General features: G+C 74.3%; 16 protein-coding genes. 7 read left to right on the top strand and 9 right to left on the bottom strand.

All coding sequences use genetic code 11. The features are described 5' to 3' along the window. The first annotated feature begins 99 nt into the window (after positions 1 to 99). Positions 100 to 1,263 (top strand): hypothetical protein, encoded by a 1,164-nt coding sequence (locus tag ACIG3E_RS14550; RefSeq protein WP_399615504.1) that lies wholly within the window; start codon positions 100 to 102, stop codon positions 1,261 to 1,263. Between the two features lie 37 nt (positions 1,264 to 1,300). On the opposite strand, the gene ACIG3E_RS14545 is transcribed toward ACIG3E_RS14550, so the two are convergent. Genes ACIG3E_RS14545 through ACIG3E_RS14530 form a run of 4 tightly spaced genes read right to left on the bottom strand, consistent with a single transcriptional unit; the run spans position 1,301 to position 5,284 of the window. After that, entirely contained in the window at positions 1,301 to 2,272 is a 972-nt protein-coding gene (locus ACIG3E_RS14545; protein ID WP_399615502.1) for an ABC transporter substrate-binding protein, read from the bottom strand. Then, entirely contained in the window at positions 2,269 to 3,210 is a 942-nt protein-coding gene (locus ACIG3E_RS14540; protein ID WP_399615500.1) for an ABC transporter ATP-binding protein, read from the bottom strand. Before ACIG3E_RS14540 ends, ACIG3E_RS14545 begins: the two co-directional genes overlap by 4 nt. After that, on the bottom strand, positions 3,207 to 4,289 hold the full coding sequence (locus ACIG3E_RS14535) for a FecCD family ABC transporter permease (protein WP_399615498.1): 1,083 nt from the start codon (positions 4,287 to 4,289) through the stop codon (positions 3,207 to 3,209). The genes ACIG3E_RS14540 and ACIG3E_RS14535 overlap by 4 nt, the downstream gene beginning before the upstream one ends. After that, positions 4,286 to 5,284 carry a FecCD family ABC transporter permease gene (locus tag ACIG3E_RS14530; protein ID WP_399615496.1) on the bottom strand — a complete coding sequence of 333 codons (999 nt, stop codon included), beginning with the start codon at positions 5,282 to 5,284 and terminating at the stop codon, positions 4,286 to 4,288. Before ACIG3E_RS14530 ends, ACIG3E_RS14535 begins: the two co-directional genes overlap by 4 nt. A 138-nt stretch (positions 5,285 to 5,422) precedes the next feature. Here ACIG3E_RS14530 and ACIG3E_RS14525 point away from each other — a divergent pair, with 138 nt between their 5' ends. Then, positions 5,423 to 6,088 (top strand): HAD family hydrolase, encoded by a 666-nt coding sequence (locus ACIG3E_RS14525; RefSeq protein WP_399615493.1) that lies wholly within the window; start codon positions 5,423 to 5,425, stop codon positions 6,086 to 6,088. Here ACIG3E_RS14525 and ACIG3E_RS14520 read toward each other — a convergent pair. Further along, positions 6,052 to 6,315: a hypothetical protein gene (locus ACIG3E_RS14520; RefSeq protein WP_138960378.1), complete on the bottom strand. Its 264-nt coding sequence runs from the start codon at positions 6,313 to 6,315 to the stop codon at positions 6,052 to 6,054. The two genes, ACIG3E_RS14525 and ACIG3E_RS14520, sit on opposite strands and share 37 nt — an antisense overlap. 210 nt (positions 6,316 to 6,525) lie before the next feature. On the opposite strand from ACIG3E_RS14520, the gene ACIG3E_RS14515 reads away from it, so the two are divergent. Continuing rightward, entirely contained in the window at positions 6,526 to 6,909 is a 384-nt protein-coding gene (locus tag ACIG3E_RS14515; RefSeq protein ID WP_030363393.1) for a cold-shock protein, read from the top strand. Positions 6,910 to 7,011: 102 nt separating this feature from the next. Here the strand turns inward: ACIG3E_RS14515 and ACIG3E_RS14510 are convergent, their stop codons facing one another. From ACIG3E_RS14510 to ACIG3E_RS14495, 4 genes are all read right to left on the bottom strand, one after another. Further along, a complete protein-coding gene (locus tag ACIG3E_RS14510) occupies positions 7,012 to 7,869 on the bottom strand; it encodes a 1,4-dihydroxy-6-naphthoate synthase (RefSeq protein ID WP_399615490.1) in 858 nt (285 codons plus the stop codon). Beyond that, a complete protein-coding gene (locus tag ACIG3E_RS14505) occupies positions 7,862 to 8,563 on the bottom strand; it encodes a futalosine hydrolase (protein ID WP_399615822.1) in 702 nt (233 codons plus the stop codon). The genes ACIG3E_RS14510 and ACIG3E_RS14505 overlap by 8 nt, the downstream gene beginning before the upstream one ends. 2 nt (positions 8,564 to 8,565) lie before the next feature. Then, on the bottom strand, positions 8,566 to 9,069 hold the full coding sequence (locus tag ACIG3E_RS14500) for a DUF2771 domain-containing protein (RefSeq protein ID WP_399615488.1): 504 nt from the start codon (positions 9,067 to 9,069) through the stop codon (positions 8,566 to 8,568). A 177-nt stretch (positions 9,070 to 9,246) separates the two neighbouring features. Next, entirely contained in the window at positions 9,247 to 10,719 is a 1,473-nt protein-coding gene (locus ACIG3E_RS14495) for an MFS transporter (RefSeq protein ID WP_399615486.1), read from the bottom strand. A gap of 374 nt (positions 10,720 to 11,093) precedes the next feature. Between ACIG3E_RS14495 and ACIG3E_RS14490 the strand changes: the two genes are divergently transcribed. The 4 genes from ACIG3E_RS14490 to ACIG3E_RS14475 all read left to right on the top strand — a co-directional run bounded on the left by ACIG3E_RS14490 (position 11,094) and on the right by ACIG3E_RS14475 (position 17,132). After that, entirely contained in the window at positions 11,094 to 12,044 is a 951-nt protein-coding gene (locus tag ACIG3E_RS14490; RefSeq protein WP_399615484.1) for a DUF3027 domain-containing protein, read from the top strand. An 83-nt stretch (positions 12,045 to 12,127) separates the two neighbouring features. Continuing rightward, positions 12,128 to 15,340, top strand: coding sequence for a sacsin N-terminal ATP-binding-like domain-containing protein (locus ACIG3E_RS14485; RefSeq protein ID WP_399615482.1), 3,213 nt, complete (start codon positions 12,128 to 12,130; stop codon positions 15,338 to 15,340). Positions 15,341 to 15,483: 143 nt separating this feature from the next. After that, positions 15,484 to 16,311 (top strand): calcium-binding protein, encoded by an 828-nt coding sequence (locus tag ACIG3E_RS14480; RefSeq protein WP_399615480.1) that lies wholly within the window; start codon positions 15,484 to 15,486, stop codon positions 16,309 to 16,311. Between the two features lie 41 nt (positions 16,312 to 16,352). Then, positions 16,353 to 17,132, top strand: coding sequence for a calcium-binding protein (locus ACIG3E_RS14475; protein ID WP_399615479.1), 780 nt, complete (start codon positions 16,353 to 16,355; stop codon positions 17,130 to 17,132). Positions 17,133 to 17,134 lie beyond the last annotated feature (2 nt).

Below are 17,134 nucleotides of genomic sequence, written 5' to 3'. Positions count from 1 at the left end.
GGAGCCCGCCGCCCAGGGGCCGTGACCTGCCGGGTCACGGCGACGCGGTAACTTCGTTGTCCGGGCCCACCTCAACACCGCAGCCCCGGAGGGAACTTCGTGGGGATCGAGAGCGACCAGCTCGTCTTCGACTACCTGAGCCGCGTCGGCGACCTCGCGCAGCAGCGCCAGCTGTCGTCCGCCGCCCGCATGCGGCTCGTGTCCGAACTCCGGGGCGAGATCGACCGCCGCCGCGCCAAGGCCGCCGACAGCCCCGCCGCGGTGCGGCGCATCCTGGACCGCATCGGCTCCCCGGACGAGCTGGTCACCGCGGCGGCCGACACCCCGGCCGAGACCCCGGACGCGCCTGCCGCGCCCGCCGCGCCCGCGCCCGCCGCGCCCGAGCCCAAGCGCCCGCGCCGCGTGGTGCCGCGCCCGCGCCGGGCGGCCGAGCCGCCGCGCCCCGAGCCGCCCCGCCCCGCCCCGCCGCACCTCGCGGGCACCGACGAACTCGGCGACAGCGCACCGGACCTGGAACCCGACTGGTGGCGGGTGGAGCGCGTCCCGGAGGAGGGCGCGCACACCGTGTACGGGTTCGTGGGCGGGGTGGAGATCCCCGAGATGCTGCGACGGCCGCCCACGGACCTGGAGAAGAAGGGGGCCGGTACGGAGCGCGAGGAGGACGAGCCCGAGGACGGGGAGGACGCCGAGGGAGCCGAGGCCGAGGACGAGGAGGAGGCCGCGCCGGACGAGGAGCGCCGCCGCCGCTTCGGCATACTCCCGCTCCTGACGAAGGACGCGCCGCCCGCCAGGAGGACACCGCTGACCAAGGGCGGCCCTGCCCTCAAGGGCGCCGAGGAGGCTCCCGGCAAGGAAGCCCCCGACGCGGAAGAGCCTGTTCCGGACGGCTCCGCCGGGGCCGGGGTGCTCGCCGGTGTCCGGTCCCTCAGCAACCCGGTCCTGCTGCTCGCCGCCGCCGCGCTCGTCGTCGGCGCGGTCATCGGCAACTGGTTCGCGCTCGGCGGCGGTTGGGTCGTCGCCTGGTTCTCGCGCAAGCTCAGCCCGGCCGAGAAGAAGGCCGCGGTGATCGCCGTGCCCGCGCTCACGATCGCGGGCGGCATCGCCTGGCTGTGGGGCAGGTCGCAGGGCAAGTGGGGCGAGCCCATCGCCAAGGGCCAGATGAACGCGGCGGTCGAGGAGACCTGGCCGTGGGTGGTCCGGGCGGCGGCCGTCGCCTCCGCGCTGTTCCTCGTGTGGAGGTCGCAGCGGAGCAAGCCCGAGTAGCCGCGCGGCAAGGCCGAGTGGCCGCGCGGGGCGGCCGCTACTTCTTCGTCAGGTCCGCCTTCAGCTCGTCCAGGATCTTGTCGGCGGCCGTGTAGCCGATGCCCTGGATCCACAGCTCGTCGTTGACGACGTGGACGTTGCCGGACTTCACGGCCCTCATGTTCTTCCACAGGCCGCTGTTCACGGTCTGCGTCTGCTTGGCCTTCTTCGGATCGCCGTACGTCGACTGGAAGATGACGTCCGTGTCGGCGAGGTCGATCTTCTCGGGGCTCACGTCGTACGAGAACCCGTCCTTGGCCTTCTGGGAGATGGGCGCGCGGCCCAGGCCCACGTCCTTGAGGATCGTGGCGATGTACGACTGCTCGCCGTAGATGCGGATGTCGGCGCCCTGGACGAAGCGCACCACGTTGACCTCGGTGGCCTTGGCCTTCGCCGGGCCGCCGATCGCCGCCGTGACCTCCTTGACGTGCGCGTCGTAGGCGGCGACGGCCTTCTTCGCCGCGGCCTTCCTTCCGAGCGCGTCCGCGTGCGTCCGGAAGTTCTCCTTCCAGGGGTAGCCGGTGGTCTCCGTCATGACGGTCGGCGCGATCTGCTTGAGCTGGTCGTACTTCGCGCCGTGGCGGATCTTGGAGGTGAGGATCAGGTCCGGCTTCAGACCGGCGATGGCCTCCAGGTTCGGGTTCATCATCTCGCCGACGTCCTTGACGCCCGCGAGCTCGTCCTTCGGCAGATAGCCCGGGAAGCCGCCGCCGGAGGCGTCGGTGTGCGTGGCGCCGACCGGCTTCACGCCGAGGGTGAGCGCGGAGTCCAGCTCGGCGGTGTCGAGCACGACGACCCGCTCGGGCGCCACGGGCACCTTCACGTCGCCCATGGCGGTCTTCACGACGTGCGTGTCGCCGGAGTCCGCGTCCTTGTCGTCGTCGGACGAACCGCACCCGGCGAGCGCGAGCGCGCCGGTCACGGCGAGGGCGCCCACGGTACGGACGCGGCGGCGGGGGCTGCGGTTCATGAGGAGGGCCTTTCGTCGGGGGAGGGCTTCTCGTCCTCCGGGGCCGGACGGTCTGCGGGGGCCGGACGGTCTGCGGGGGCTGGACGGTCTGCGAGGGCGGGACGGGCGTCGGGCGCCGGGCGGTCCTGCGGGGCCGGGGGCCGCCACGGGGTGCCCGGCACCACCAGCGGCGAGCCCGTCACCGGATCGGGGACGACCACGCACTCCAGGCCGAACACGTCCCGCACGAGCTCCGCGGTCACGACGTCGCGCGGCGCGCCCTCGGCGACCACCCGCCCCTCCTTCATGGCGACGAGGTGGTCGGCGTAGCGGGCGGCCTGGTTCAGGTCGTGCAGGACGACGGCGACCGTCCGCCCCCGGTCGTGGTTCAACTGCCGTACGAGGTCCAGGACCTCGACCTGGTGGGAGATGTCCAGGTACGTCGTCGGCTCGTCGAGCAGCAGCAGCTCGGTCTCCTGCGCGAGGGCCATGGCGATCCACACGCGCTGCCGCTGCCCGCCCGACAGCTCGTCGACGGCCCGCTCGGCGAGCCCGGCCACGTCCGTGCGCTCCATCGCCTCGGTGACGGCCCGCTCGTCGGCGTCCGACCACTGCTGCCACCACCGCTGGTGGGGCTGGCGGCCGCGCGCCACCAGGTCCGCGACGGTGATGGCCTCGGGCGCGACCGGGGTCTGCGGGAGCAGCCCGATCCGCTGGGCGATGCGCCGCGTCGGCAGCTTCGCCAGTTCCTCGCCGTCGAGCAGGACGGCGCCGCCCTTGGGCTTGAGAAGGCGTCCGAGCGCGCGCAGCGTCGTCGACTTGCCGCAGGCGTTCGGGCCGACGACGACGGTCACCGCGCCGTCGGGGATCGCGAGGTCGAGCGCGTGCACGACCGTACGGTCCTCGTAGGCGAGGGTCAGTTCGCGCGCGGTCAGGCGCGCGCCTGCGGGGGCGCTCACGCGGTGCCTCCATTGCGGACGGAACGGCTGCGGACGATGAGCCAGATCAGATAGGGCGCCCCGACGGCGGCCGTGAGGACGCCCACCGGCAGCTCGGTGGGCGAGAAGAGCCGCCGGGCCAGCAGGTCGGCGAGGACGACGACGAGCGCGCCGAGCAGCGCCGAGCTGACCAGCGGGATCTGCGCGGTCCTGGTCAGGCGCCGGGCGATCTGCGGGGCCAGCAGCGCCACGAAGTCGACGGGCCCCGCGGCCCCGGTCGCCACCGACGCCAGGACGACGCCGAGCAGCACGAGCCCGGTGCGCACCCGGCCGAGCCGCACGCCGAGCGCGGTCGCCGTGTCGTCGTCCATCGACACGGTGCGCTGGGCGCGGGCCGCCCAGGCCACGCACGGCAGGAGGACGAGCAGCGTCAGGGCGAGGGGTTCGGCCTCCGGCCAGCCGCGGCCGTTCAGCGACCCGGTCATCCAGATCTGCGCCTGCTGCGCGACGAGGTAGTCGCCCTTCGTCATGAAGAGGGTGGTCACGGACCGCAGCGCGATCGCGAAGCCGATGCCGATCAGCACGAACCGCGTCGCGTGCAGGCCGCCGCGCCACGCGAACGCGTACACGAGCAGCGCGGCGGCGACGCCGCCCGCCACGGACAGATACGGCAGGACCGTGTACGAGGTGAGCCCGAACGTCATCGCGGCGACCGTCACCGCGCTCGCGCCCTGGCTGATCCCGATGATGTCCGGGCTGGCCAGGGGGTTGCGGGCGACGGTCTGGATGAGCGCGCCCGCGACCCCGAAGGCGGCGCCGACGAGCAGCCCCACCGTCATCCGGGGTTCGCGGAGGGTGCCCACGACCAGCTCGTCCGCCGAGGGCCGCCCGAAGACGACCTTCAGGGCCTCGACGGGCTGGACGTAGGTCTCGCCGACGCAGAGGTAGGCGAGGCAGGCGGCGGCGAGGAGGAGCGCGAGGGCGGTGGCCACCGCCGTGGCTCTGCGGTGGGCCAGGAAGGTGGCCCGGCCCAGGCGGACGACCGCGTACCCGGCGGGACGCACCCGCGGCGGGGCGACGGGAGGGGAATCGAGACTCATGCCGCCACCGCCTTCCTGCGGACGAGGGTCACCAGGAACGGGACGCCGATCAGGGCGGTCATCACACCCGCGGGGACCTCGCTCGGCGGGAAGACGATCCGGCCCACCGTGTCGGAGACGAGGAGCATCACGGGCCCCAGGAGGGCGGCGAGCGGAAGCACCCAGCGGTGGTCGCTGCCGATGACGGCGCGGGCGATGTGCGGGACCGCGAGGCCGATGAAGGCGATGGGCCCGGCGGCGGCCACGCCGACGCCGGTCAGGACGGTGGCGCCGAGGCCGCCCACGACGCGGACGAGGGCGACGTTCTGGCCGAGGCCCTTGGCCACGTCCTCGCCGAGGGCGAGGGCGTCGAGCCCGCGGGCGACGGAAAGCACGAGCAGCAGCCCGGCGAGCAGGAACGGCCAGGTCTGGCCGACGATCGCGGCCTCGCGCCCGGAGAGCGCGCCGACCTGCCAGAAGCGGAACTCGTCGAGCGCGGACGCCCGGGTGGTGAGGATGCCCGTGGTCACGGAGACGAGCAGGGCGTTGATCGCGGCGCCGCCGAGGGCGAGTTTGACGGGGGTCGCGCCGCCCCGGCCGCTGGCGGCGATCGCGTAGACGGCGACGGCCGCGAGGGCCGCGCCGGTGAAGGCGTACCAGACGTATCCGGTGAGGGTGTGCGTGCCCGCGTACGCGATGGCGACGACCACGCCGACCGAGGCGCCCTGGCTGATGCCGAGGATGCCGGGGTCGGCGATGGGGTTGCGGGTGATGCCCTGGAGCGCGGTGCCCGCGACGGCGAGCGCGGCGCCGACCATGACGCCGAGGACCGTGCGCGGCACGCGCATCTCGCGGACCACCTCGGCGGCGTCGCTGTGCCCGCCGTGCAGCAGGGCGTCGAGGACCGCGGACGGCGCGATCGCGCGGGCGCCGACGGCGAGGCTGAACAGGACGGCGAGCAGCAGGGCCACGACGGCCGCCGTCATCACGACGGCGCGTCTGGCGTTCACACGCATCGGCTGGCTCGTTTCGCAGGACGAGGGCGGCGCGGGGCCGCCGAAGAGCGGGGTGAAGATTGGTAAGGCTTGGCTAAGAAGCATAAGGGGGTCCGGCCACCCCGACCGGGCCCGCGGCCCCCCGGCACAATGGGCGCCATGACCTCACGGACTGCACGGACCACCCGGGACGGCGGCGCGCTCACCGTCGGCTTCGACCTCGACATGACCCTGATCGACTCCCGGCCCGGCATCCACGCCTGTTACGTGGCGCTGTCCGAGCGGACCGGTACGTACGTGGACGCGGACCTGGCCGTGACCCGCCTCGGGCCGCCCCTCGAACAGGAGTTGGCCCACTGGTTTCCGGCCACCGAGGTCGCGGCGACGGCGGAGCTCTACCGTGAGATGTATCCCACATACGCGATCGCTGCCACGCCCGCGCTGCCCGGCGCCCGCGCGGCCGTCGACGCGGTGCGCGCGGCGGGCGGCCGCGCGGTGGTCGTGACCGCCAAGTACGAACCGAACGCCAAGCTCCACATCGAGCACCTCGGCATCGCGGCGGACGCCGTGGTCGGCAACCTGTGGGCGGAGCGGAAGGCGCAGGCCCTGCACGAGTACGGGGCGTCCGTGTACGTCGGCGACCACACCGGGGACGTACGCGGGGCGCGTACGGCGGGCGCGCTCTCCGTAGCGGTGGCGACCGGGCCGTGCGACGCAGCGGAACTGCGCGCGGCGGGTGCCGACGTCGTACTCGACGATCTGAGCCAGTTCCCGGCCTGGCTCGCGGCTCACGTGGCCGATGGGCCCGCCGCTGACCTGGCCTGACGTCGCTGCACGGCGATGGACCTGAACACGCCTGCCCCGGCGATGAGGAAACCCACGCCCATCAGCATGCACACCGCATAGGCGACGGGTGGGAATGGGTCACCGCCGAGGAACAGCGGAGCCACCGTGACCAGCGTGGCCACGGCACCGACGAAGAAAACGATCGCGCCAATCCGCACGAGGCCGTCGCCCGGTCCGGTGGAATTCGCTTGGGTTTTGTCACGCACCGGACCAGGGTAGTTCCCAGCGCGAAGGAAGAAACCGGGGACGTCTTGTCACCGGCCCCGGGACCAATAGTCTTGGTGCTGGCGGGTCGTGCGACCCGCTGTAGTGCTATCCAGAGCCGTTTTCGCCCGGCGGACGGGACCGTGAGGGTCCACGCCGAAGGCGGCGCGGTGCCGCCGATACGACGACTAGTACGAGGACGAGGACTTCACGTGCCTACCGGCAAGGTCAAGTGGTTCAACAGCGAGAAGGGCTTCGGCTTCCTCTCCCGCGACGACGGCGGCGACGTCTTCGTGCATTCCTCCGTACTGCCCGACGGCGTCGACACACTCAAGCCCGGCCAGCGCGTGGAATTCGGCGTGGTCGCCGGACAGCGGGGGGACCAGGCCCTTTCGGTGACGCTTCTCGACCCGACGCCGTCGGTCGCCGCGGCGCAGCGCCGCAAGCCGGACGAACTGGCCTCGATCGTCCAGGACCTCACCACCCTCCTGGAGAACATCACCCCGATGCTGGAGAAGGGGCGTTACCCCGACAAGGCCTCGGGCGCGAAGATCGCGGGACTGCTGCGCGCGGTGGCCGACCAATTGGACGTGTGACAGGACCTCATGGCACGCCGGACGGGCTGGATTTCCAGCCCCTCCGGCGTTTGAGGAGCGGGGGTCTGGGGGCGGAGCCCCCAGGATCAGGAGCCCCCAGGATCAGGGGAACGCCAGGGCCCCCGGGGCCAGGGCCGGTACCAGGCCCTCGGCTGCGGCGCGGGTCAGGAGCCCGCGCACCGCGGCGTAGCCGTCCTCGCCCAGGTCCGCGGTGAACTCGTTGACGTACAGGCCGATGTGCTGGTCGGCCACCTTCGGGTCCATCTCCTGCGCGTGCTCCAGGACATAGGGGCGCGAGGCCTCGGGGTCGTCCCAGGCCGCGCGCACCGACGCCCGGGCGGCGGCCGCGAGCTGGCGCAGCGCGTCCTCGCCGAGGGACCGCTTCGCGATGATCGCGCCGAGCGGGATCGGCAGGCCCGTCGTGGCCTCCCAGTGCTCGCCCATGTCGGCGAGCCGGTGCAGGCCGTAGTTCTGGTACGTGAAGCGCGCCTCGTGGATGACGAGGCCCGCGTCGACCTCGCCGTCCCGCACGGCGGGCATGATCCGGTCGAAGGGCAGCACGACGATCTCCCCGACGCCGTCCGTAAGGACGTCCGCCGCCCACAGCCGGAACAGCAGGTACGCCGTCGACCTCTCGCTCGGCACGGCGACCGTCTTGCCGCTCAGGTCGACCCCCGGCTCCCGGGTCAGCACCAGCGGTCCGCAGCCACGGCCGAGGGCGCCGCCGCAGGGCAGCAGCGCGTACTCGTCGAGGACGTACGGCAGCACGGCGTACGACACCTTGAGCACGTCGAACTCGCCGCGCTCGGCCATGCCGTTGGTGATGTCGATGTCCGCGAACGTCACGTCGAGCGCGGGCGCGTCCGGAAGGCGGCCGTGCGCCCAGGCGTCGAAGACGAAGGTGTCGTTGGGGCAGGGCGAGTACGCGATGCGCAGGGCCTCGGGGGTGGTGTCAGTCATGCCTGTTCCAACTCTCCAGTACGGGCGCGAACTTCCCGAACGCCCCGGTGAGCGCGGCGAGCGCGTCCCCGATGCGCCAGGCGGCCCGGTCACGCGGGCCCACCGGGTTCGAGACCGCGCGCACCTCGCACACGGGAAGGCCGTGCACGGCGGCGGCCTCGGCGACGCCGAAGCCCTCCATCGCCTCCGCGAGCGCACGCGGATGGCGGGCGCGCAGCGCGGCCGCGCGCTCGGCGGAACCGGTGACGGTCGACACCGTCAGGACCGTGCCCGTCGCGGCGCCCGTCGCGGCGGCGAGCTCCCGCACGAGGGCGTCCGGCGGCTCGTAGGTGACCCGGCCGAAGCCCAGCTCGGTGACCGGCAGGAAGCCGTCGGCCGTCTCGGCCCCCAGATCGGCCGCGGTCACGGCGTCGGCGACGACCAGCGACCCCACCGGCGCGTCCGGCGGGAAACCGCCGCCGATTCCGGCGGAGACCACGAGGCCGTACGGCGTGCCGTGCGCGGCGGCGGTGGCGAGCGCGGCCGCGGTGCCCGCGGCGGCGGCCGCGGGGCCGACACCGACGGCGAGCACGTCCACGCGGCCCGCGCCGCCCGCGGGGTCGGCCCCGGCGGACAGGCCTGAGGCCACCGCGTCCCGCTCGGCGGGGACCGCGGTGGCCACCAGGACGCGTGGGCCCCGCCCGGTCCCGGTCAGCGTCAGGCGTCCTTGTCCTTCTTCAGCTTGAACGACCACAGGCCCGTGGCCTTCGGCGCGCCGCTCTTGCTCTTGCCGCCCTCGAGGAGGCTCACGGTCGTCGAGGAGCCGCCACCGCCGTACTGCTGGTTGAAGAACACGCTGCCCGGGATGACGACGTACGTCTTCTTGCTGGCCTCGGTCAGGGGCTGGCCGTTCATCAGCAGCGTCCAGCCCTTGTCGGCGATCTCCGGGTCGACGCCGAAGCGGACCTTCTCGTCGGGGTCGACGGTGATGGACTTGATGTCCTTCGTGTCCTTCAGGCAGTCCTGTACGGCGGACTGCGTGAGCTCCTTGCCGTCCTTGTAGCAGGAGGCCTCGGAGTGCACGGACTTGCTGCCGACCGTCACGGTGGCCAGCGGCGTCGGCTTGTCACAGGCCGACAGGACGAGCAGTCCGGCGGAGACGGCGCCGAGGGCGGCGGCGGCGCGGCGGCTGCGCGTTGAGCGGGGTACCAGGGAGGTCATGGCGGAAGGCTATCTCCTGGTCCCTGGGGCCCTGCGGCCCGCCCCGCCGGGTCGCCTCCGGCGCGGCCTGCCCACCCACCGCTACCGCGGCGGGTTTCCCCCTCCCACCCGCCCACCCGTTCCTGCCCCGGCGACCTGGCCCGGCCCCGACCTAGCGGCTTGCGGGTCGTTCGTTTCTTACGCCAGGACCCTGTGGTTGCCGCCCCGGCGGGCCGCCGCCAAGAGGCCCCGTACCGTCGGGAGCCAGCCAGCCGCCACGATCGCCGCCGCTACGGAGAGGCCTAGGGTTCCGTTCAGGGGGAGGGCGATGCCGATGCCGCCGCCTACCACCCAGGCCATCTGCAGCAGGGTCTCGGCGCGGGCGAACGCGGACGTGCGGACCGCCTCCGGCACGTCCCGCTGGATCAGCGCGTCGAGCGACAGCTTCGACAGGGCCTGTGCGAAACCCGCGACGGCCGCCAGACAGGCGATGCCCACGGGGCTGTAGAACAGCGTCGCGCACACCGCGACCCCGAGTACCACCGCCACCACGGTCACGATGATCATCTCGGGCGCGCGCGACTTCAGCCAGGCCCCGACGGCCGTGCCGAGCGCGTTGCCCGTGCCCGCGGCGACCCCGACGATGCCGAGGGACACCGCCGCGCTCTGCCCGCCGAGGGGATGCTCGCGCAGCAGGAAGGCCAGGAAGAAGATCAGGAAGCCGGAGAGCCCGCGCTGCGCGGCGTTGACGGCCAGGCCGTGCGTCACGGCCGGGCCGACCGTCCGCAGGCCGAGGCGGCCCCCGCGGGTCGCGTCCCCGCGGTCCCTGGCGCGGGCCAGGCGCAGATGCTCCTCGTCCGCCGCCAGCAGCGCCTTGCTCTCGCCCTTCGCCGAGTCCACCTTGCGGGGCAGCGTGAACGACAGCACGGTCCCGGCGATGAACACCACGCACGCCCCGTACAGGGGCCAGCGCGACCCGAGCGACTGGAGCCCCGCCCCGACGGGCGCGGCGAGCCCGGTCGCGAGCAGGCCGCTCAACGTCACCCGGGAGTTCGCCTTCACCAGCGAGAACGCGGGCGGCAGCAGCCGGGGCACGACGGCGCTGCGGACCACGCCGTACGCCTTCGACGCGACGAGCACGCCGAGCGCGGCCGGGTACAGCTCCAGGCCGCCCGTGGCCACCGCGCTCGACAGGATCAGCGCGAGCAGCGCCCGCGCCAGCATCGCGCCCGCCATCGCGGCGCGGCGGCCGTGGGGGAGGCGGTCCAGGAGGGGGCCGATGACGGGGGCGAGGAGCGTGAACGGTGCCATGGTGATGGCGAGGTAGAGCGCGACGCGGCCGCGGGCCTCGTCGGTCGGCACGGAGAAGAACACCGTGGACGCGAGCGAGATGGTGATCAGCACGTCGCCCGCGCCGTTCACCGCGTGCAGCTCGATCAGCTTGCCCAGGCCGGACTCGCCCGCCCCGTGGGCGTGGGTGGCCTTGCGGATGCCGCGGGCCGTTCCGGTGAACGGCAGGTGCAGCGCGCGGGCCAGCGCACGGGCTGCCCTGCTTGCCGGGCGGGGGGAGCGGAGCCCGTGGGACGACGACGACCTGACGCCAGCCACCCAGTCATAGTGCCCCCTTCCGCCCCCGACTAGTGGCACCTCTCCCACCCGACGTCCCCCCATGTCGCCCCACCCACCCCTGACCAGGGACTTTCCCCGTACTGGGCTGGACGGCTCCGACTTGGCCCGGGGCCGGGCCGGGTCGCCGGGGTGGGAACGGGTGGGCGGGTGGGAGGGAAAAACCGCGTGGCGGCCCCGGCCGGGCGGCTCGGGTGGGCGCCGGTGTGGGCCCAGGGGCCAGGAACAGGTAGCGTGCGTAACGCGCCTGCGGCGGAAGCTCTCGGCCGCGCGCCTCATGGCCATCCCGCAGAATGGATGGCGTAGGCGCGCCCGTGACGTCGGGCGCGGACGTCGACGCGGCCCCCTGGTCCGCTCCGTCCGTGCCCCCGCGTAAGGGTGGCGCACCCGTGAGACGGCGTAGGAGAGAAGCGATACCTGTGAGCGCAGCGACAACGCGAAGCCGCACCCAGCGCACCCCGCGTACCCCCGACCGCCTCTGCGCCGAGGCCGTCGGGTTCGCCCGGGCCGCGGCCGAGGAGGCCGCCGCGCCGGGGGTGGTCGGTGAGCATGTCGAGGTCGTCGTGGAGGGCGACCGCGTCGTCACGCATCTCTTCGAGTGCAAGGAGCTGGGCTACCGCGGCTGGCGCTGGGCGGTGACCGTGGCCCGCGCCTCCCGCGCGAAGGTCGTCACGCTCGACGAGACCGTGCTGCTGCCGGGCCCGGACGCGCTCCTGGCCCCCGAGTGGGTGCCGTGGAGCGAGCGGCTGCGCCCCGGCGACATGGGCCCGGGCGACCTCCTGCCGACGGACGCCGAGGACCTGCGCCTGGAGCCCGGTTACTCCGGCGAGGACGCGCCGCCGCCGAACTCCGTCCTGTCGCAGGAGCTGGCCGAGCGCGCCGAGGCGGAGAACGCGGACCTCACCGCCGCCGACGCCCCCGAGGCCGCCGCCGACGCCGCGCCCGCCCGCGGCTCCCTCGCGGCCCTCGCCGAGGAGCTCGGCATGCGCCGCGCCCGGGTGCTTTCCCGGTACGGTCTGCACACCTCCGCCGACCGCTGGGACGAGGGGTACGGCGCGAAGACGCCGATGGCGCAGGCCGCGCCCGCGTCCTGTGTGAGCTGCGGCTTCCTGGTGCCCATCGGGGGCTCGCTCGGGCAGGCCTTCGGCGTGTGCGCGAACGAGTTCGGTCCCGCGGACGGCCACGTGGTCTCGCTCGCGTACGGCTGCGGCGGGCACTCCGAGGCCGCGGTCATGCCGAAGCCGCCGCGCCCCGCCCCGCCGGTCCTGGACGAGACGAGGGTCGACGAGCTGCCGCTGCGGCCCGCCCCCGACTCGGGCTCGGTCCCGCCCGCCGACGCGGGGGCGAACGAGGACCTGGGCCACTCCTAGGGCCTGGGCCGCCCCCGGAGGGCGCCCCGCGTGGGACGCGGTACCGTTCGCCCCCACAGCCAACCGGAGAAGGGCGACGAACCGTGAGCAAGACCGTGCGGCCTGCCACCGAGGGCACCGACCCGTTCGGCACCGCCCGTCTGCGCCGCTCCGTGCTGGAGGCCTGGGCGGCGAGCCCGGCCCGGTTCCGGGAGGACGCCAACGCCGAGGAGGACCTGGCGCTCGGCGGCTACCGCGACCGGCTGGTCGTCGAGCTCGCGCAGAACGCCTCGGACGCGGCCGCCCGCGCGGGCGTCGCGGGGCGGCTCGCGCTCACGCTCCAGGACGGCGTCCTCGCCGCGGCGAACACCGGCGCCCCGCTGGACGCGGCCGGGGTGGAGTCCCTGGCGACGCTGCGGGCGTCCGCGAAGCGGGAGGGCGACGCCCGGCGGCGCACCACCGGACGCTTCGGCGTGGGCTTCGCCGCCGTGCTCGCCGTGTCGGACGAGCCCGCCGTGGTGGGCCGTACCGGCGGGGTCCGCTGGTCCCTCGCGGAGGCCCGCGAACTGGCCGCCGAGACGGCCAGGTTCAGCCCGGGCCTCGGCGACGAGATGCGGCGGCGCGACGGCCACGTACCGCTCCTGCGGCTTCCGCTTGCGGCGGAGGGCACCGCTCCGGACGGGTACGACACGGTCGTGATCCTGCCGCTGCGGGACGTCGCCGCCGAGGACCTGGTGACGCGGCTGCTCGCCGGCGTCGACGACGCGCTGCTGCTCGCGCTGCCCGGCCTGGAGGAGGTCTCCGTCCGCACCCCGGACGGCACGACGCGGGTCCTGCGCCGCTCCACCGACGGCGCGGACACCGTCGTGGCGGACACCCGGGAGGGCACGACGCGCTGGCGCACCGTCACTCGTGCAGGGGAGCTGGACGCGCGGCTGCTCGCGGACCGCCCCGTGGAGGAGCGCCTGCGCCCGTACTGGCAGCTCACCTGGGCCGTGCCGGTGGCCGACGACGGCGCGCCGGGGGCGCCCCGGACGAGCCCGGTGCTGCACGCGCCGACCCCCAGCGACGAGCCGCTCGGCGTGCCCGCGCTGCTGATCGGCACGTTCCCGCTCGACACCAGCCGCCGCCACGCCGCGCCGGGCCCGCTCACGGACTTCCTGGTGGAGCGGGCCGCGGACGCGTACGCCGAACTGCTCGCCGGGTGGCGGCCGGTGACGGAGGCGGTCATCGGCCTGGTGCCGGGGCCGCTCGGCCGCAGCGCGCTGGACGGCGCGCTGCGCCAGGCGGTGCTCGACCGGCTGCCGCGCACCGCGTTCCTGCCGCCCGCCGCCGGTCCGGCGCGCGAGCCCGCCGACGGTGCCGTGCGCGAGCCCGCCGCCGGTGCCGTGGGCGAGCCCGCCGACGCGTGGTCGCAGGACGCGGCCCCCGAGGCGCTGCGCCCGCGCGACGCGGAGGTCGTGGAGGGCGCGGGCGCGGACACCGTGCGGGTCCTCGCCGAGGTCCTGCCCAGCCTGCTGCCCGCGGGCCTGGAGCGCCGGGGCGAGCTGCGCACGCTCGGCGTCGCCCGGGTGCCGCTGACCGAGGCGGTCGACCGGCTCGCGGGCCTGGAGCGGGAGCCGTCCTGGTGGCGGCGGTTGTACGACACCCTCGCCGGTGTCGACCCCGACCGGCTCTCGGGGCTGCCCGTGCCGCTGGCGAGCGGGCGTACGACGATCGGGCCGCGCCAGGTCCTGCTGCCCGCGCCCGGCGACGCGGCCGCGCCCGCCGCCCTGGCCCGGCTCGGCCTGAAGGTCGCCCACGCGGACGCCGCGCATCCGCTCCTGGAGAAGCTCGGCGCGCTGCCCGCCACGCCCCGCGCGGTCCTGACGACGCCCCAGGTGCGGGCGGCGGTGGCCGCGTCGCTCGACGACGACTCCTGGTACGACGGCCTCGACGAGGAGGCGGGGCTCGGCGCCGACGAGCTCGCGGACCTCGTGCTCGGCCTCGTCCGCGACGCCGACCTCGCGCCCGGCGACGAGCCCTGGCTCGGCGCGCTCGCGCTGCCCGACGAGGACGGCGAACCCGCGCCCGCCGGTGAACTCGTGCTGCCCGGCAGCGCGTTCGCCGAGGTCATGCGCGAGGGCGAGCTGGCCTTCGTGGACGCGGACGTCGCCGCGCGGTGGGGCGAGCAGCCGCTGGCCGCCTGCGGGGTCCTCGCCTCCTTCACCCTCGTACGCGCCACGGACGTGGTCCTCGACCCGGACGACCTCGAGCCCCGTGACGGGGACTTCGCCGAGCCCGACGACGTGGGCCTGCTCGACGCGGTCGACGTGTGGTGCGAGGACGTGCTCGACCGGCTGCCGGAGACGGCGGTGCCGCCCGTGGCCACGGAGATCGTGGCGGTGCGGGACCTGGACCTGGTGGCCGACGACCAGTGGCCGCGCGCGCTCGCGCTGCTGTCCCGGCCGCCGCTGCGGGACGCCCTCACCCAGCCGGTGCGGGTGCTGCTCCCGGACGGCACGACGGAGAGCGTGCGCCCGTACACGGCCTGGTGGCTGCGCGGCCACCCGGTCCTGGACGGCCGCCGCCCGGCCGGTCTGCGGGCGGCGGGCGGCGATCCGCTGCTGGATGGCCTGTACGACTCCGCCGACGCGGCGGGCTTCGACGACGAGCAGGTCCTTCGTGCGCTCGGCGTCCGCACGTCGGTGGGCGCGCTGCTCGCCGAGCCCGGCGGGGCCGCCGAACTCCTCGACCGGCTCGCGGACCCGGAGCGGACCGTTTCCCCGGCCCAGCTGCACGCCCTGTACGGGGCGCTGGCCGACGTCGACCCGGAGCAGGTCACGCTGCCGGACGAGGTGCGGGTGGTCCTGGGCGGCGAGGGCGCGGAGGTCATGTGCGTCGACACCGGGGACGCGGTGGTCGCGGACGCCCCCGACCTGCTGCCGCTGACCGCGGGCCTGCCGCTGCTTCCCGTGGCCCCGGCGCGGGCCGGTGACCTCGCGGAGCTGCTCCAGGTGGAGCGGCTGAGCGCGTACGTGCGGGCGGAGGTGGACCCCGCGGCGGGCGTGGAGCACGAGGTTCCCGAGGCCGTACGGGTGCTGCTCGGCCCGGCCACCCCGGCGACGTACCGCGAGCACGAGGAGCTCGTCGTGGACGGCGTGGACCTGGAGTGGCGCCGTACCCCCGACGGCACGGTGCACGCCGCGACCGTGGAGGGCGTCGCCGCGGGCCTGGCCTGGGCGGCCCGCCAGTGGCCGCGCCGCTTCGAGGTGGCGGCGCTCCTGGAGGATCCCTCGCGGACGGGTGAACTGGCGCGGGACCGCTGGTTCGACTAGCCCTGCCAGGGGGTTTCACGGAACGTACAACCTTTGGCCATGGGTGCGGGTCTGATTCTCGGACGTCAACAGACTCCTAGATCGATCGGGCCCCGTGTGACGGCTGCCGCACCACGGGGCTCCTCCTCCACCAGGGGAAACACATGCGCATCCGTGCCACCGTGGCTGCCGTCTCCGGCGCCCTGGCCCTGTCCGCCCTCGTCGCTCCGGCCGCGCAGGCCGCGGGGCCGGACGTCCCCGCTCTGCCGAAGAACGCGCAGAAGGGCGACACCAAGATCACCAAGGCGGTGGTCAACGGCGGCAAGGACATCGTGGTCGGCACCACCGCCAAGAAGAAGTTCACCATCGCCGTCACCGCGACCGACGCCAAGGGCATCGCGGGCGGCGGCGGTCTCCTGTGGCACGGCCGGAAGTTCGACGACCAGAACCTCAGCGGTGTGCTTGCCCCGACCGCCGACGAGAAGTGCAAGAAGCTCAGCGCCACCAGCGCGACCTGCACGGTGACCATCACGGTGAACCCGAAGGCCTCCTGGGACAAGAACGGCCTCGCCAACCACATGGCGGGCGGCGGCTGGAAGCTCTTCGCCGCCGCGGGCGGCAAGGACGACGACTACGTCTTCCGCACGGCGTACAAGACGGGCATCCACCTCAAGCGCGCCGCGAGGCTCACCGTCAACGCCTCTCCCGAGCCGGTGCGGAAGGGCAGGACGATCACGGTCGCGGGCGCCCTGACGCGTGCCAACTGGGACACCGGCAGGTACGCGGGCTACACCCAGCAGTCGGTGAAGCTCCAGTTCAAGAAGAAGGGCGCGAGCGCCTACACGACGGTCAAGACGGTGAAGTCCGACGCCAAGGGCAACTTGAAGACCACGGTGAAGGCGTCCGCGGACGGCACCTTCCGCTATGTCTTCGCCGGTACGTCGACCACTCCGGCCGTCACCTCCGCCGGTGACGCCATCGACGTCCGCTGAGCCACCTCCGTACCGCACGAGCACTCCTGAGGAACCACCCCATGCGCATCCGCACCACCGTGGCCGCCGTCTCCGGCGCCGTCGTCCTGTCCGGTCTCGCCCTCCCGGCCGCCCAGGCCGCCGACTCGCACAAGGGCCACACCAAGATCACGAAGGTCGTCGTCAACGGCGGCAAGGACATCGTGCTCGGCACGGCCGACAAGAAGATCACGATGACCGTCACGGGCACCGACCCGAAGGGCATCAAGGACGGCTTCGTCGCGCTCTGGTACGGCAAGAAGCTCGACTGGAGCCGCCTGGAGGGCGTGCTGAGCCCGGCGAAGGACCCCCGCTGCACCAAGATCGACGCGAAGCGCGCCACCTGCAAGATCGTCACCGTCGCCCACCCGCGCGGGCTCAAGAACAGCACCGCGGGCACGTGGAACGTGGCGGCGGGCCTGCTGGGCAAGGGCCGCGCCGAGAACCACGTCATCAAGGAGAAGTACAAGACCGTCCGCGTCCAGCGCGCCACCAAGCTCACCACCAACGCCTCCCCGGAGCCGGTGCGGAAGGGCGAGGCCGTCACCGTCTCCGGCGTGCTCACCCGGGCCGACTGGGAGTCGCGTGAGTACGCGGGCTACGGCCAGCAGTCGGTGAAGCTCCAGTTCAAGAAGAAGGGCGCGAGCGCCTACACGACGGTCAAGACGGTGAAGTCCGACGCCAAGGGGAAGCTGAAGACTTCGGTGAAGGCGACGGCGGCCGGGACCTTCCGGTACGTGTTCGCCGGGTCGGCGACGTCCCCGGCCGTGGTGGCGGCCGGGGACTTCGTCGACGTGCGGTAGGC

Origin of the sequence: Streptomyces sp. NPDC053474, assembly GCF_044544845.1 — a bacterium.
Taxonomy (GTDB): domain Bacteria; phylum Actinomycetota; class Actinomycetes; order Streptomycetales; family Streptomycetaceae; genus Streptomyces.
This window is presented reverse-complemented; position numbering and strand designations above follow the sequence as displayed.

Excerpts from the sequence above, each read along its gene's own strand:
- ACIG3E_RS14535 (WP_399615498.1), bottom strand. The coding sequence starts at position 4,289 with ATGAGTCTCGATTCCCCTCCCGTCGCCCCGCCGCGGGTGCGTCCCGCC.
- ACIG3E_RS14480 (WP_399615480.1), top strand. The coding sequence starts at position 15,484 with ATGCGCATCCGTGCCACCGTGGCTGCCGTCTCCGGCGCCCTGGCCCTG.
- ACIG3E_RS14545 (WP_399615502.1), bottom strand. The coding sequence starts at position 2,272 with ATGAACCGCAGCCCCCGCCGCCGCGTCCGTACCGTGGGCGCCCTCGCC.
- ACIG3E_RS14495 (WP_399615486.1), bottom strand. The coding sequence starts at position 10,719 with ATGGGGGGACGTCGGGTGGGAGAGGTGCCACTAGTCGGGGGCGGAAGG.
- ACIG3E_RS14500 (WP_399615488.1), bottom strand. The coding sequence starts at position 9,069 with ATGACCTCCCTGGTACCCCGCTCAACGCGCAGCCGCCGCGCCGCCGCC.
- ACIG3E_RS14530 (WP_399615496.1), bottom strand. The coding sequence starts at position 5,284 with ATGCGTGTGAACGCCAGACGCGCCGTCGTGATGACGGCGGCCGTCGTG.
- ACIG3E_RS14525 (WP_399615493.1), top strand. The coding sequence starts at position 5,423 with ATGACCTCACGGACTGCACGGACCACCCGGGACGGCGGCGCGCTCACC.
- ACIG3E_RS14510 (WP_399615490.1), bottom strand. The coding sequence starts at position 7,869 with ATGACTGACACCACCCCCGAGGCCCTGCGCATCGCGTACTCGCCCTGC.
- ACIG3E_RS14475 (WP_399615479.1), top strand. The coding sequence starts at position 16,353 with ATGCGCATCCGCACCACCGTGGCCGCCGTCTCCGGCGCCGTCGTCCTG.